11 protein-coding genes are annotated in these 14,614 nt (G+C 69.6%); 3 read left to right on the plus strand and 8 right to left on the minus strand.

The window, feature by feature from the left end; all coding sequences use genetic code 11:
* Window positions 1-491: 491 nt before the first annotated feature.
* A complete protein-coding gene (locus ON37_RS26020) occupies window positions 492-3,263 on the minus strand; it encodes an FAD-binding and (Fe-S)-binding domain-containing protein (protein WP_040723000.1) in 2,772 nt (923 codons plus the stop codon).
* Between the two features lie 19 nt (window positions 3,264-3,282).
* The gene (locus ON37_RS26025; protein WP_245553481.1) at window positions 3,283-4,200 is read right to left on the minus strand and encodes an NADP-dependent oxidoreductase; all 918 of its coding nucleotides are present in this window, start codon (window positions 4,198-4,200) and stop codon (window positions 3,283-3,285) included.
* Window positions 4,201-4,385: 185 nt separating this feature from the next.
* Here ON37_RS26025 and ON37_RS26030 point away from each other — a divergent pair, with 185 nt between their 5' ends.
* Complete coding sequence (locus ON37_RS26030) at window positions 4,386-6,266, plus strand: ABC transporter ATP-binding protein (protein ID WP_040723042.1); 1,881 nt, start codon at window positions 4,386-4,388, stop codon at window positions 6,264-6,266.
* Between the two features lie 93 nt (window positions 6,267-6,359).
* Here ON37_RS26030 and ON37_RS26035 read toward each other — a convergent pair whose 3' ends face one another.
* From ON37_RS26035 to ON37_RS26060, 6 genes are all read right to left on the minus strand, one after another.
* The gene (locus ON37_RS26035; RefSeq protein WP_051032054.1) at window positions 6,360-7,580 is read right to left on the minus strand and encodes a Cmx/CmrA family chloramphenicol efflux MFS transporter; all 1,221 of its coding nucleotides are present in this window, start codon (window positions 7,578-7,580) and stop codon (window positions 6,360-6,362) included.
* A 121-nt stretch (window positions 7,581-7,701) separates the two neighbouring features.
* A complete protein-coding gene (locus ON37_RS26040) occupies window positions 7,702-8,274 on the minus strand; it encodes a TetR/AcrR family transcriptional regulator (protein ID WP_040723002.1) in 573 nt (190 codons plus the stop codon).
* Window positions 8,275-8,358: 84 nt separating this feature from the next.
* A complete protein-coding gene (locus tag ON37_RS26045; RefSeq protein ID WP_040723044.1) occupies window positions 8,359-9,354 on the minus strand; it encodes an oxidoreductase in 996 nt (331 codons plus the stop codon).
* A 94-nt stretch (window positions 9,355-9,448) separates the two neighbouring features.
* Entirely contained in the window at window positions 9,449-11,365 is a 1,917-nt protein-coding gene (locus ON37_RS26050; RefSeq protein ID WP_040723003.1) for a hypothetical protein, read from the minus strand.
* A 56-nt stretch (window positions 11,366-11,421) separates the two neighbouring features.
* On the minus strand, window positions 11,422-12,207 hold the full coding sequence (locus tag ON37_RS26055) for an enoyl-CoA hydratase/isomerase family protein (RefSeq protein WP_040723005.1): 786 nt from the start codon (window positions 12,205-12,207) through the stop codon (window positions 11,422-11,424).
* Window positions 12,208-12,323: 116 nt separating this feature from the next.
* On the minus strand, window positions 12,324-13,400 hold the full coding sequence (locus ON37_RS26060; protein WP_174362151.1) for a DNA polymerase IV: 1,077 nt from the start codon (window positions 13,398-13,400) through the stop codon (window positions 12,324-12,326).
* 90 nt (window positions 13,401-13,490) lie between these two features.
* Here ON37_RS26060 and ON37_RS26065 point away from each other — a divergent pair, with 90 nt between their 5' ends.
* Entirely contained in the window at window positions 13,491-14,048 is a 558-nt protein-coding gene (locus ON37_RS26065; protein ID WP_040723007.1) for a TetR/AcrR family transcriptional regulator, read from the plus strand.
* Window positions 14,049-14,077: 29 nt separating this feature from the next.
* On the plus strand, window positions 14,078-14,560 hold the full coding sequence (locus tag ON37_RS26070; protein WP_051032055.1) for a PaaI family thioesterase: 483 nt from the start codon (window positions 14,078-14,080) through the stop codon (window positions 14,558-14,560).
* Window positions 14,561-14,614 lie beyond the last annotated feature (54 nt).

A 14,614-nucleotide genomic window follows, 5' to 3' on the forward strand; every position in this document is an offset into this window, starting at 1 on the left:
AGGCCGGAGTCGGAGTCGCCGGGCGCGGGCCGGACCCGGTGCCGGCGCGGCGTGGTCGTTCCACTGCGGGTGGTCCCGATCGTCGACCTGCTGCGTCCTGGCACCGCATCATTGTGCGCCCGGTTCGCCGGCGGGATACCGGGACCCACCGGGCGCCGGACGACGCCGCAGCTTCTCGAGGAAACTCCCAGGTGTGGTTGTGCCCGAGCGCACGCGGGTCGGGCAGCATGTAACGATACGATTACGCACGCCGATTTCGCTGCAGACCGTTTTCGACTGCTTCGGTCGGCAATGCCACAACGGAGGTGTCCATGCTTACCAACATTCTGAATTGGCTGCTCAACGCGTGGGGTGGCGTTTCCGCCGGTAGCTCGGGCTACCAGATCCCGCCGGGCACCCTGCCGTTCGGCAGCTGACCTGCCACCCGCGGGTCCGCCGCGGCAGCGGCCGGCGGGCGCGCGGGTTCCACCCGCCGACGACCCGGTGGGCGATCACCGACCGGTCAGATACCGGGCGAGATGGAGTCCGCGGCGTCCGGCCAACTGTTCGGCCTGGGTCCGGCAGGAGAAGCCGTCGGCCAGCAGGGGCGTTTCCGGATCGGCCGAGCGCAGCGCCGGCAGGAGACCGTTCTCGGCCACCGCTACCGAGATGTCGTAGTGGCCGGCTTGCATGCCGAAGTTCCCGGCGAGTCCGCAGCATCCGTTGATCTCGGTGATCGTCGCGCCGGTCCGGCGCAGCAGCGCCAGATCGGCGTCGAAGCCCAGCACCGCGTGCTGATGGCAGTGCGGCTGCACCACCACGGTCTCGCCGGAGCGGTCCGGCGGCTGCCAGCCGGGCTGTTCGACGAGGAACTCGGCCAGGGTTCGCACCGCGCGGGCGGTCGGCGCCGCCCGTGGATCGTCCGGTAGCAGTTCGATCAGATCCGAGCGCAGCACCGCGGTGCACGAGGGTTCCAATCCGATCACCGGCCCGCCCGCGCGGATATGTTCGTCGAGTGCCTCGAGTCCGGCCCGCAACCGTTTGCGCGCCCCGTCGAGTTGTCCGGTGCTGATCCAGGTGAGTCCACAGCACACCCGGCGCTGCGGGATCCGCACCCGATAGCCGGCCGACTCGATCAATTCGACCGCCGCCCAGCCTATCTCGGGTGCGAACGCGTCGGTGAAGCTGTCGATCCACAGCATGGCGACCGGGCCGTCCCGATGGAGGTCACGGTCGCGGCTCGCCCACTGCCGGCGAAACGAACGCGGCGCCAGTCGCGGCGCCGGGCGGCGCGGATCCATCCCCGCCAGTCGCATACCCCAACTGCGCAAGCGCCGATTGCCGGTCAGCGCGTTGACGATCCGCGGTACCCGGGTGCCCACCGCCAACCAGCGCGGTAGCTGCCCGAGCACGTAATGATCCATCGGCCGCGGCCGGCCCTGGTACGCGCGATACAGCGTTTCGGATTTGTAGGTCGCCATGTCCACGCCCGCCGGACAGTCCGACGAACAGGCCCGGCACGACAGGCACAGGTCCAGCGACTGCGCGACGGCCTCGTCTCGCCAGTCGAGTGCGCCGCGCACCACCTCCTGCAAAACCCGGGCGCGCCCGCGGGTGCTGTCCTTCTCGTCGGCTGTGGCGAGATAGGACGGACACATGAAGCCGCCCGCCGCGCGCGTGTCGGCGCGACATTTGCCTACCCCGACACAGCGGTGCACGGCCGCACCGATATCGCCGTCGGCGCCGAAGGCGAATCCGCCGACCGCGGGCACCGGACCGACGCCCGCCAGTCGCAGCCGCGCGTCGACGGGTTCCGGCCGCACCAGGACACCCGGGTTGAGCGCGTCGTCGGGATCGAAAAGTGTTTTGAATTCCGCGAATACCCGCAGGGCGGCGGGGGAGTACATGCGCGCCAACAGCTCCGACCGGGCGCGGCCGTCGCCATGCTCGCCGGAGGCGGATCCGCCGTGGCGCACCACCAGATCCGTGGCCGCGTAGAGGAAATCGCGGAAGCGCTGCGGCGCGTCGGCGATCGGCAGATCGAGGCGGACATGGATACAGCCGTCACCGATGTGGCCGTAGAGCAGGCCGTCGACGCGATACTCGTGCATCAGCCGGTCGAAATCGCGCAGATAGTCGCCGAGCCGCTCGGGCGGCACCGCGGCGTCCTCCCATCCGGGCCACGCGGGTTCGCCCGCCGGAGTTCGCCCGGCCAGTCCGGCGCCGTCGGCACGAATGCGCCACAGCCGTGCCGCGACCGCCGGATCGGTGACGATCCGGCTGTCCAGCGCACCGCACGAACGAGCCACCGACGCCGCGCTGTCTCGCGCGAATTCCGTACTCTCCCCGGCGAATTCGACGAACAACCAGGCACCGCCCGCAGGCAGTTCGGGCACCGCCCGGCCGTGCGCGCGCACGACGTCCACCAGCCGGGCGTCCAGCCCCTCGACGGCGATCGGATGACCCGCCATCACCGCCTTCACATCATCGGCGGCGGTGGGCATATCGGGATAGCCGAGCACCGCGACCGCAGTGGCGCGGGGGACCGGCACCAACTCGACCGTCGCGTCGAGGATCAGGCCGCAGGTACCTTCGGAGCCCACGAATGCCCGCGCGATCGAGGAACCGCGTTCGGGCGTGAGATAGTGCAGGCCGTAACCGGAGGCCTGCCGTTCGAATCGGCCCAGTTCGGTGCGCAATGTCGCGAGATGTCGCCGGGTGAACTCCGGTAGCCCGGGCAGTGCGGAAAGATCGGAACCCAGCCTGCGCTCACTGCCGGTCCCGTCGAGAATTCGCAGCTCGTGCACGGTATCCGAGGTGCGCCCCCAGGCCACCGCGCGCGGCCCGCAGGCATTGTTGCCGAGCATGCCGCCCAGGGTGCAGCGATTCTGCGTCGACGGGTCGGGGCCCAAGCGCAGCCCGTGCCGGCCGGCCACACGTTGCAGTTCGGACAGCACGAGCCCGGGTTGCACTCGCGCACAACGCTGCTCGGGATCCATCGCGAGCACGCCGTTCATGTGCCGGCTGAAGTCCAGGATCAGCCCGGATCCGATCGCGTTGCCGGCCACGGAAGTTCCGCCACCGCGCGCGGTGACCGGAAGACCCTCCTCGCGTGCCGCCCACAGCGCTCGGGCGACATCGTCGTCCCCGCGTGGATACACCACCGCCGCCGGGACGACGCGGTAGTTGGAGGCATCCGAGGAGTACTCGGCGCGGCGCCGATCGTCGGCGTCGACCTCGCCGTCGATCCGGTCACGCAGGGCCCGCACCCAGGAGTCGGTCATACCGCCAGGGTAGAACCGGTCAGGACGGGATCAGGACGATCTTGCCGAGTCCGTGGCCCGTCTCGCTCTCCCGCTGGGCTGCGGCTGCCTCGGCCAGCGGATAGCCGCGAGCCGGACCGGCGAGCCGGAATTCGCCCGTCGCCACCAGCTGCGCGACCCGCGCCACCACATCCAGTCCCGCCCCACCCGGGCGGGAGAAGAAGGTGATGTCCTTGTCCGCCGCAGCGCCGTCGGCGATGGTGATGATGCGGTCGGTACCGCCGCGCAATTCGATTGCGGCATCGAGGAATCCGTGGCCCGCACAGTCGAAGACGGCGTCGATCCCACGCGGCGCGAGGGCGCGCACCCGCTCGACGACGCCCGGACCATATGTGGTCGGCAGCGCTCCCAGGCCGCGGACCACCTCCTGATTGGCAGCCGATGCGGTGCCGACCACGGTCGCCCCGAGGGCCCGGGCCAACTGCACCGCCAGCGAGCCGACCGCACCCGATGCCCCGTTCACCAGCAACGTCTCGCCCGGTTCGAGTTCGAGTTCGTCCAGACCGCCACCCGCGGTGTTGGCGGCGACCGGCACGGCGACGGCGTCCGGGAAGGACAATCCGGCGGGCTTGGCCACCAGGGGACCGCTCAAGGCGTACTCGGCGTAGCCGCCGCCCTGTGCCCAGCCCAGCACCTCGTCGCCGGGACGAAATCGCGCCTCGGGACCGGCCGCGTCGACCACGCCGGCGATTTCGAAACCGGCCCGGCGGGGGAAGGCGGCCGGGCCCGGCATCAGGCCGGCGCGCATCTTCCAGTCGGCGGGATTCACCCCGGCCGCCCGGACCGCGACCCGCACCTGATCACCGGTAGGTTCCGGGATCGGCACCTCGACCAGTTTCAGCACTTCCGGACCCCCGACGTGGTCGTACTGGACGGCCCGCATCCGATCTGTCGCCATGACGTCGACCTTAGGACCTGCGCCGGGCGGCGGCGCTTCCGCCATCCGGCGTGGCCGCCGAAATTTCGCCCGGAGCGAACCGGGACTACTTGTCCTCAACCATTGTTGAGGTCTTAATGTCGGTGACCCGGAGTTGATGTCGGTGGCCCGGAGTTGAATGGCTTCGGCAGCGGAAGGAGATGCGGATGAGCATCGAGTCGGTCGCGTGGAGTCAGCTGTATCGGCAGGCACACGCACCTGAGCAGCGGCGTGGCCTGCGCCGGGAGACGGCCGCGCGCATTTTGCGCTTCGCCCGGCCCCACCGCGCCCAGCTCATCGGGTTTTTGATCTTCAGCATCGCATCCGCGCTGCTCACGGTGGCCAATCCCGTCCTCGCCGGGCGAGTGGTGAACGATATCGTCGGACATGCCGCACCGAGTTCGGTGCTGACCCTGGCCGCGATCATCGCGGCGGTGGCGGTGGCGGACGCCGCGTTGGGCATCGTCATCCGGTGGTTGTCCGCGCGCATCGGTGAGGGGCTGATCCTCGATCTACGCACCGCGGTTTTCGACCACGTCCAGCGGATGCCGGTCGCATTCTTCACTCGCACCCGCACCGGAGCACTGGTCAGCCGGCTCAACAACGATGTGATCGGCGCGCAGCGCGCGTTCAGCACCACGCTGTCCGGGGTGGTGACCAATATCGTCACCCTGCTGCTCACCGTGGTGGTGATGGTGCAGCTGTCCTGGCAGATCACGCTGCTCGCGCTGATCCTGTTGCCGCTGTTCATGATTCCGGCCCGCCGGATGGGCACCCGGATCGCCGGCATTCAGCGGGAGGCGGCCCAGCTCAATGCCGCGATGAGTACCCAGATGACCGAACGCTTCTCCGCGCCGGGCGCCACGCTGGTCAAACTGTTCGGGCGGCCGGATCAGGAATCCGCGGAGTTCGCGGTGCGGGCCGGGCGGGTGCGCGATATCGGGGTGCGGACCGCCATGTTGCAAACGGTCTTCGTGACCGCGCTGACCTTGGTGTCGGCGCTGGCGGTAGCGCTGGTCTACGGACTGGGTGGCTGGTACGCACTGCGCGGCCAGCTCGATGCCGGTGCGGTGGTCGCACTCTCGCTCCTGCTGACCCGGCTGTACACGCCGCTGACCGCGCTGGCCAGCGCGCGGGTGGACATCATGTCGGCGCTGGTGAGTTTCGAGCGGGTCTTCGAGATCCTGGACCTGAAGCCGTTGATCCAGGATGCGCCGGACGCGAAACCTGTTCCGCCGGGTCCGGTGTCGGTGGAATTCGAGGACGTGCGGTTCGGCTACCCGGCGGCGGACAAGGTGTCGCTGGCCTCGCTCGAGGATGTGTCGACCCTCGACCAGCGCGGCGGAACCGAAGTGCTGCACGGCATCTCCCTGCGCGCCGAGCCCGGCCAGGTGATCGCGCTGGTGGGTTCGTCCGGCGCCGGGAAGTCCACCATCGCGCAATTGGTGTCGCGGCTCTACGACGTCGACGGCGGTTCGGTGCGCCTGGCCGGCGTGGATGTGCGCGATCTGACCACCCGGTCCATTCAGGACACCGTCGGACTGGTCACCCAGGACGGCCACCTGTTCCACGACACCATCCGGGCGAATCTCCTGCTGGCGCGGCCGGAGGCCGATGAGGCGGACCTGTGGGACGCGGTGGAACGGGCCCGGCTGCGCGCCGTGATCGAATCGCTGCCCGACGGGCTGGACACCGTGGTCGGCGAGCGCGGGTACCGGTTGTCCGGCGGCGAACGGCAACGGTTGACCATCGCCCGGCTGCTGCTCAAGCAGCCGCGCGTGGTGATCCTGGACGAGGCGACGGCGTCACTGGACTCGACCTCCGAGGCGGCGGTACAGGAGGCCCTGACCGAGGCGCTGGAGGGGCGTACCGCGCTCGTGATCGCCCATCGCCTCTCCACCGTTCGCAACGCCGACGAAATTCTGGTGATCGAGGACGGCCGGATCGTCGAACGGGGCAACCACGCACAGCTGCTCAGCGCACACGGCCGGTATGCGGAGCTCTACCGCACCCAGTTCGCGGACGACACGGAAGTCGCTGCCGCATAAAGGATTCGGCATAACGGATGCGGCGCGGCGGTGGACGGACTCTCCGCCCACCGCCGCGCCGACGCGATTGCCCGGTTCGGAGCCCGCCCGGCGCTACCGCTCCGCGGCGACGACCGGTGCGGGGTCGGCGGCCGCCGTGGTCGACGTGGCGATGACGTCGGCGCTGTCGGTGACCGGCCGTCCGGTGAGCCGGCCGAGTCCGACCAGTCCGAGGGCGAGCACCCCGAGCCCGGCGCCGATCCATGCCACCGCGGGATAACCCCACCCCGCGCCGATGGCCAGGCCGCCCAGCCACGGGCCGAGGGTGATGCCGACGTTGAACGACATCACATTCCCCGCTGCACCGAGCGTTCCGGCGGCCGGAGCGAGGGTGAACACGCGGCTGTTCAGGACGGGATTGGTGCCGAACCCGAAGGCGCCCAACAGGAAAGCGGCCACGGCCACGGCAAGCCAGCTCTGCGCGGTGAGGGCGAGCAGCACCGAGCTGAGTACCAGGCCGGAGATCCCGACGGTGAGCGTCCGCAGCGGATGCGCGTCCGCGGTCCGGCCCCCGACCACGATGCCGGCCAAGGATCCGAGGCCGTAGATGCCCAGGATCACCGGCACCCAGTTGTCGGACACCCCGGTCGTTTCGGTCAGCAGCGCGCCCAGGTAGCCGAAGGTGGCCAGCAGGGCGGCGGTGGCCACCAACGTCGTGCCGTACAGGAGCGCCACCGGCCTGGTCGCCAACGCCCGCAGTTCCTTTCGCACCGGTGGGACGTGACCGGCACGCTCGTTCGGCACCGCGATCGCGACAGCGACCATCACCAGCGCGCAGGCCGCGGCCACCGTCCAGAAGGCGGCCCGCCAACCCAGATGTTGGCCGATGAAGGTGCCCACCGGCAGCCCGAGAATGGTTGCGATGGTGAGTCCGCCCGCGACCACGCTCATCGCCCGGCCCCGTGCGGTGGTCGGGACCAGACCGACCGCGGTCGCCGCGGCCACCGACCAGAACCCGGCATAGACGAACGCGCCGACCACTCGGGTGGCGATCAGTACGCCGTAGTTCGTGGTCACCGCGGCGAGGATATGAGTGAGGACGAAGACGCCGAGAAACGCCAGCAGCGCCGTGCGCCGGGACCACCGCGCGGTGGCAACCGCCAGAATCGGCGCGCCCAGCAGCATCCCGACGGCGAAGGCCGAGATCAGCAACCCGGCCTGCGGGACCGTCACGCCGAGATCGGCGGCCATACCGGTGAGCAGGCCGGACAGCATCATCTCCGAGGTGCCCTGGGCGAAGATCGCCAGGCCCAATATGTATACGGCGGCGGGCATGTCATTTCCTTCCATTTTTGGATCATTCAGTTCAAAACAAGCGCAGACGGAGCCGCGCGCAGCGGTCGGCCGACCGGGTGCAGGCGACGAGCGGCTAGCGGGGGGATCGGCTACCGGGGGGTCACAGACAACGCAACGCGACTTCGGCGATTCCGGCGAGCGTCTGCCGGGACGCCCCGCCGCGGGCCGCCACCCGCATACCGCCGATCGTCGCGACTACGAACTGGGCGAGATCGGCGGGATCCGCCGCCGCATCGATCTCGCCCGCCGACTGCCCGGCCCGCAGCGTCGCGACCAGGGCGTTCATCCGGGCATCGAGGTCGGCCCGCAGCGCGGCTGCCACCTCCGGATCGCGCGGGCCCAGCTCCACCGTCGTGTTCACGACCAGACAGCCCAGAGGCTCACCTTCCGGGGCGTCGACGACCCGCCACAGCAGGGCCTCGACCTTGTCCCGCGCCGAGCCCCGCCCGTCGAGCAGGGCGAAGGTATCGGCGTTCTTGAACTCCATGTACCGGCGCAAGGCGCGCTGAAACAGATCGTGCTTGCTACTGAAGGTGTTGTAGATACTCGACCGTGCCAAACCGGTTGCGGCACAGAGGTCTTGGGTCGACGTTCCGTCGTAGCCGGAGCTCCAGAACGCCCGCATCGCCGCATCGACCGCGCCGGCTTCGTCGAACTCTTTCGGTCGCGCCATATCGCGAGGCTAACACATTTTGGATGGTTCAGTACAAAATTGTCTGCGCGGAGATGGAGAGATGGGGCAGGGCCGCCCCTGGGATCAGAATTCGCCCGCGACGGCCAGGACGGTACGACCGGAGTGGTGGCCGGTGCGGATGGCGTTCAGGACCGACGCGGCCTCGGTGACCGGTGCGATGTTCTCCAACGCCGAAAGATGCTGGGGCCGCAGATCCTTACCGAGCCGGGCCCACAACGCCCGGCGCCGGCCGATCGGGAAGTTGACCGAATCGATGCCGAGCAGACTGACACCGCGCAGGATGAACGGCATCACCGTGGTGGGCAATTCGGTCCCGCCGGTCAGACCACTCACCGCCACCGCACCGCCGTACCGGATCGTGCTCAGGATGTGGGCGAGGGATTTGCCGCCCACGCTGTCGACCGCGGCCGCCCACTGGGCCTTACCCAACGGCCGAGGCTTGGCGTCCGGATCTTCCGGCAGGCGGCCGATGACCGCGGCCGCGCCGAGCGTCGACAACAACTCACCGGCATCGGTCTTCCCCGTCGAGGCCGTGACCTCGAATCCGAGCCCGGACAGGATGTCGAGCGCGACGCTCCCGACGCCCCCGGTCGCTCCGGTCACCAGAACCGGACCATCGGCCGGGGCCAGCCCTCGGTCGAGCAGCGCTTGCACGCTGAGAGCAGCCGTGAAACCGGCCGTCCCCAGGGCCGCCGCCTCCCGGGTGCTCAACCCGTCGAGCTTGACCACCCATTCCGCGGGGACTCTGGCGTATTCGGCGAATCCGCCGTGGTGGGCGACACCGATCTCGTAACCGTGGGCGATCACCTCGTCGCCGACGGCGAATTCCGGATCCTCCGAGGCGACCACCTCGCCGGTCAGGTCGATACCGGGGATGATCGGGTAGTTGCGCACCACGCCGCCACGCGGTGTGATGGCGAGCCCGTCCTTGAAGTTCGCACTGGAATAGTGCACCTTGATCGTGACATTGCCGGGTCCGAGGTAATCCTCGCCGACCTCCTCACGGGTCAGAACCACGCCGTCGTCGGTCTCATGCGCAACCATCGCCTGGAACTGCATGAGTCCGAGCATAGGGGTGAGCGCAGTCCGGGGCCATCACCACGGCGCGCCCGCACCCCGTTCGCCGGGCGCCCGCCGGACCCGGCGGTTCCGGTCAGCGTTCGAAGGCCGCGACCCCGACGGGGCCGACCCCGATGCACACATCGGAACCCGGTGTGCGCGAACCGATTCGCAGCACGTCGCCCGCACCGACCAGATGGACGAATACGGTGTGCACCCCCGCCCGCACCGGTGCGACCACGGGTTCGCCGGTGCCGAGGGCCACCGAGATCCGGCCGTCCCGCCCGGCGAAGTAATTGATCTGGGCCGTCCAGCCCCGTTCCAGCATCGGCCCGTCCAACCACAGCGCCACCGGCTCCGGGCCGTCGATGCGGTAACCACAGCCGGGTTCGGGTCCGGCGAGGATGCGGCGGTTCCACCACACCGACGCGTCCACGAGCCTGCCGTCGTCGGTGAACATCCGCAGCCGCGGCGTCGAGTCACCGAACGCACCGGGCGGCGCCATCGGGCCGAGCACCTGCGAGACGAGGTTCTGCGGATGCGTCATCGGCGTCAGTACTTCCCACGGCACCTCCTGCTCCAGGAGCGGGGCGCCGTCCCACTCGGCGAACGCGGCTCGGGCATTCGTCAGATAGGTGCGGGTGGGGCTGATCGTCCAGGACCGCGCGAAGGTCACCGTGGACCACAGGCTGCTCGCCGTGAACGCCACGGTCAGCGCGATCGCCACGGCCGCGCGCCGACGCCGCGCCCCCTCGGTGGACGAGCGAATGCCGGCACCGAGGGCGGTGGGTCGCCGGGCCGGAGCGACCAGGAGCAGGGCGACGACCGCGGCCAGCACCACCGCCACATCGGCCGGATAGCGCAGCGACTGCATGAGTTCGGCGGCGGTGTTCGGCCCACCACGGATCAGCACGATCGGAAGTTGAACCGCCAGCACATATCCCGCGAGCAGAATCCATACCGGCAGCACAGCGCGGCATCGGCGCGCGGTGATCAGCACGGCGGCCGCGAGGAGCAGCCAGGCAGGCACGACGGTCCACCCCGGCGGTGTGGCCCACGGGGTCGACGGCAGCCAGCGAGCCCACACCCAGGGACCACCCGCCAAGGTCGGAACGATCCCCAGCGACGTCGCGCTGTGCAGCAGCCGCCGGGCTCCGGCCAGGCTGGTGTCGACGGCGATGCGATCGACCACGGTCAGGTAGATCGCGGCCCAGATCGCCAGCACCACCGCCGAGCCGATCCACAACCTCGCACCGGCACGCGCCACCGTCCGCAGCGGGGACCGGGCACTCGATGCGCCGGCGCCCGGCTCGGTATCGCCGGACTCCGGCACGGGGCGCGGGGTCCGATCGCGCAGATATCGGACCAGGACCGCGACGGCGAAGGCGACGAACGGCACCACCACCGCCTTCTCGAAGAACAGCAGCCCGACCACCAGCGCGGCGAGCCCGGAGATCGCATACCGAGTACGGCCGGTCCGGACCAGCAGCACCGCATCGGCGGTCACCCAGGCCAGCGCGAATTGCAGCGGCAACGCGTTCAACGCGGCCGCCCACCAGGCGAAGGCGGGCAGCGTCAGCGGACAGAACAGGTAGCCCGCCAGCGGAATCAGCAGCGACCAGCCGACCCGGCCGCGGACGGTGCTCATCAGCACGAACACCATCCGCAACACCGACACCGATGCCACGAGTTGCAGCACCAGCATGGTCACCACCGGCCCGGCCCACCGCAACGGCGCGATCGCCGTCACCAGCCAGGCGGTGGCGAAGGCCATCGGCATGAAATGACCGTCGTGGTCGTAGAGCAGCAGATCCGGCGACCAGAGCGGATACCGGCCGGCCCGGCCGACCAGGATCAGATCGTCCCAGTAGAAATAGCCGCGCCCGGCCACCCACCCGCGAATCGCGAGTTGCGTGACGATCATCAGCATCGCGACCGACAGGACCGCAGGCAGCACGCGCCGCGTCCGGACCCGACCCACCCAGCGGGCGAAGCCGGGCGCGGAGAACATGGCACCCCACCCTAGTGGCGTGCCGTGGGGCGTGCTCGGGACGACGGGTCAGGCCCTCACTCGAAAACCGGTGCGCGCTTGCCGAGGAAGGCCGCGATCCCTTCGACGCCGTCGGGCGAATCGGCACAGGCGGAGATGAACGCCGCCTCCCGCGCGGTTTGCTCCTCCAGGTTGTGCGAGGAGCTGACCAGCAGCAGCTTCTTCACGCTCGCATTGGAATGCCGCGGCCCGGAGCCGAATTCGGCGGCCAATTCGTCGACCGCGGTGGCGAGGTCGGCGTCGGGCACCACCCGATGCACCAGATTCCACTCCAGCGCCTCGGCGGCCGACAGCGTGCGGTTGGTGAACATCAGCTCCTGGGTGCGGCGCAGGCCGATCAGACGCGGAAGGTAGTACGACGCGCCGCCGTCCGGGCTGAGTCCGGCGCGGGTGTAGGCCATGGTGAAGGCCGCCGACTCGGCCGCGACCACCAGATCACCCGCCATCGCGAGACTGAATCCAGCACCGGCGGCGACACCGTTGACGGCGACGAGCAGCAGCGCATCCATGCGGGCGAACGACGACAGGGCCTCGTGCAGATCGTCGGCCAGACCCTTGACGTAGTGTCCGGCGCCGCCCTCCTGCGCAGCCATCGCCTTCAGATCGCCACCGGCGGAGAAGAACTTTCCGGCACCGGTGAGTACGACGACCTTCAATGCCGGATCGTCCACGCACTGCCCGGCGATCTCGGCCAGTTCCCGGCCGAGGACGTGGTCGATTCCGTTGGCGGCCTTGGGCCGGTTCAGCGTGATCCGGGCGATCGGGCCGGTTCGCTCGAAGATGATCGTCTCGTACTCGCTCATGAGCTGCCTTTCGGTCGAGTCTGCGCGCTCAGCATGGCAAACCGCCACGCCGGGCGTGACGCCGCCACCGTCGCCAGACATATCCGGCCGCCGCCATCGGAAACTCCGACGGCCGGTTACAACGGGACCAGCTCCAGCCGCACCCCGAGTAATCGGACCGGGCGATCCAGTTCGAACCGGTCCATCACCTCGAGCGCGGTCGCGACGATCACCTCGGCATCGATCGTCGGTTCGGGCAGCTTCTGCTGTTTGGTCCGGGTATAGAAGGTGTTGGTACGCACGGTGACTCCCACCCGGGTGCCGACCCGGCCCGCCGCCGCCATCTCCTCGGCCACCTCGCGCGCCAGCCGCGCCACCTGGGCGCGAATCTCCTCCCGCTCGGTCAGATCGTGTGGGAACGTCTCGGACTTGCTGCGGCCCACCGGGATTCGAGGCTCGGTGACCACCTCGGTATCGCCGGCGCCGTGGCCGAGTACCCACAGATAGGGACCGGTCGTCGGGCCGAATTCCGCGGCGAGAACGGCGCGATCGGCCGCGGCGAGTTCGGCTACGGTGTTGATGCCGAGCGCCGCCATGCGCGCCGCGATGCGATTGCCGATACCCCACAGCGCGCTCGTGGGCCGGTCCGCCATCAGCTCGTTCCAGTTCTCGGCGGTGAGCCGGAAGATGCCGGCAGCCGGGTGTTCGGCCGGTGCGGGTTCCGGTCCGTCCCTTCCTTTTCCGACGGATTTGGCGAATCCGGTCGCCAGTTTCGCGCGAAGTTTGTTGTCGCCGACGCCGATCGAACAGGTGAGATTCAATTCCGCCACGGCACTGCGTATTTCGCGGGCCAGTTGCTCCGGATCGTCGGTGTCGGCGGCGAGGAAGGCCTCGTCCCAGCCGAGGACCTCGACCCGCACGGGAAAGCTTCGCAGCACGTTCATGACCTCGTCGGAGGCCTCCTCGTAGGTGGCCATGTCCAGCGGCAGAAATACGCCGTCCGGGCATTTGCGCAGGGCCGTGCGCAGCGGCATACCGGCCCGCACCCCGAAGCCGCGCGCCGGATACGAGGCGCAGGTGACGACCTTGCGGGGCTCGTTGGGGTCGCCGTTGCCGCCGACGATCACGGGCTGCCCGCGCAGCTCGGGATGGCGGCGGAACTCCACCGCCGCCTGGAATTGGTCGAGGTCGACATGCAATATCCACCTGGCCACGAGTCCGTTCATACCGCACGGCGCCGACATCCGGACGAAGTTCGCAGGTAGACCCTTGCCCTTTCCCCAAAACAGAACTAGATTCTGGTCATGAAGATTCGAGATCGGCTGCTGCTCGCCGCCGAGCGACAGTTCGCCGAGCGGGGGGCGCTCGAAGCCACATTGAGCCGGATCCGCGCCGATGCGGGCGCCAGCGTCGGCGCGCTGTATCACCACTTTCCCGACAAGGCCGACCTGTATCGCCAGGTATGGGCCAATGCGCTGGCCGACTACCAGCGCCATTTCTGGGCGAGCATCGCCGACAGCGCCGACGCGCGCACCGGCGTCGTCGCGGGAGTGACCGAACATCTGCGCTGGGTCACCGAACATCAGTACCGCGCAACGGTTCTCATGTCGCCGCGGCCGCCCGGGGTGCGCGACAGCGACAGCAATCGCGAGTTCCTGCTGTCGGTGGCCCGTTGGTGGCGCACTCATGCCCGCTACGGCGCGGTCCGGGATCTGGAATTCGACCTGCTGTACGCGCTCTGGCTCGGGCCGGCGCAGGAGTACTCGCGGCAGTGGGTCGGCGGCAATATCCGCACCGCGCCGCTCGATATCGCTCCGGAATTGGCCGCCGCGGCCTGGGCATCGCTGCGGGCCGACGGATGACCACAGTTCGACGAATCGAGGACGGGACAATGCACCATTCGGCGGACGCACTCACACTCGAGCAGGCCCGCGCGGTGCTCGCCGCGCAGCCCTTCGCCCGGCACGTCGGAACCGAGATCACCGAATTCGCCGATGGGGCGGCGACTCTGGTGGTCGAGGTGAGCATCGAGCATGCCCAGCAGTTCGGCTTCGTGCACGGCGGGGTGCTGGCGTATCTGGCCGACAACGCACTCACCTTCGCCGCCGGATCGGCGCTCGGGCCGAACGTGCTGACCGGCGGATTCACCGTCACCTATCTGCGTCCGGCGCGCGGCGGCCGCCTGCGCGCCCGGGCCACGGTCACCGACGCGACCCGGCGCCAGGCCGTCGCTCGCTGCGAGATCTATTGCGAGACCGAGGGTTCCAGCACGCTCTGCGCGGTGGCACAGGGCACCGTGCGCGTGGTCGAGCGGACGCTGCCGAGCAACGGATCATCGGCGGACGCACGGGCGCCGGAACCTGCGCACCGGTAGCGACCGCGCGGTCCGGGCCGGCACCCGGACGTAGGATTTTCGGCATCACGACCA

The sequence above is a fragment of the Nocardia veterana NBRC 100344 genome (assembly GCF_000308855.1).
In the GTDB taxonomy this organism is placed as follows: domain Bacteria; phylum Actinomycetota; class Actinomycetes; order Mycobacteriales; family Mycobacteriaceae; genus Nocardia; species Nocardia veterana.

Excerpts from the sequence above, each read along its gene's own strand:
- ON37_RS26020 (WP_040723000.1), bottom strand. The coding sequence starts at position 3,263 with ATGACCGACTCCTGGGTGCGGGCCCTGCGTGACCGGATCGACGGCGAG.
- ON37_RS26025 (WP_245553481.1), bottom strand. The coding sequence starts at position 4,200 with ATGGCGACAGATCGGATGCGGGCCGTCCAGTACGACCACGTCGGGGGT.
- ON37_RS26030 (WP_040723042.1), top strand. The coding sequence starts at position 4,386 with ATGAGCATCGAGTCGGTCGCGTGGAGTCAGCTGTATCGGCAGGCACAC.
- ON37_RS26035 (WP_051032054.1), bottom strand. The coding sequence starts at position 7,580 with ATGCCCGCCGCCGTATACATATTGGGCCTGGCGATCTTCGCCCAGGGC.
- ON37_RS26040 (WP_040723002.1), bottom strand. The coding sequence starts at position 8,274 with ATGGCGCGACCGAAAGAGTTCGACGAAGCCGGCGCGGTCGATGCGGCG.
- ON37_RS26045 (WP_040723044.1), bottom strand. The coding sequence starts at position 9,354 with ATGCAGTTCCAGGCGATGGTTGCGCATGAGACCGACGACGGCGTGGTT.
- ON37_RS26050 (WP_040723003.1), bottom strand. The coding sequence starts at position 11,365 with ATGTTCTCCGCGCCCGGCTTCGCCCGCTGGGTGGGTCGGGTCCGGACG.
- ON37_RS26055 (WP_040723005.1), bottom strand. The coding sequence starts at position 12,207 with ATGAGCGAGTACGAGACGATCATCTTCGAGCGAACCGGCCCGATCGCC.
- ON37_RS26065 (WP_040723007.1), top strand. The coding sequence starts at position 13,491 with ATGAAGATTCGAGATCGGCTGCTGCTCGCCGCCGAGCGACAGTTCGCC.
- ON37_RS26070 (WP_051032055.1), top strand. The coding sequence starts at position 14,078 with ATGCACCATTCGGCGGACGCACTCACACTCGAGCAGGCCCGCGCGGTG.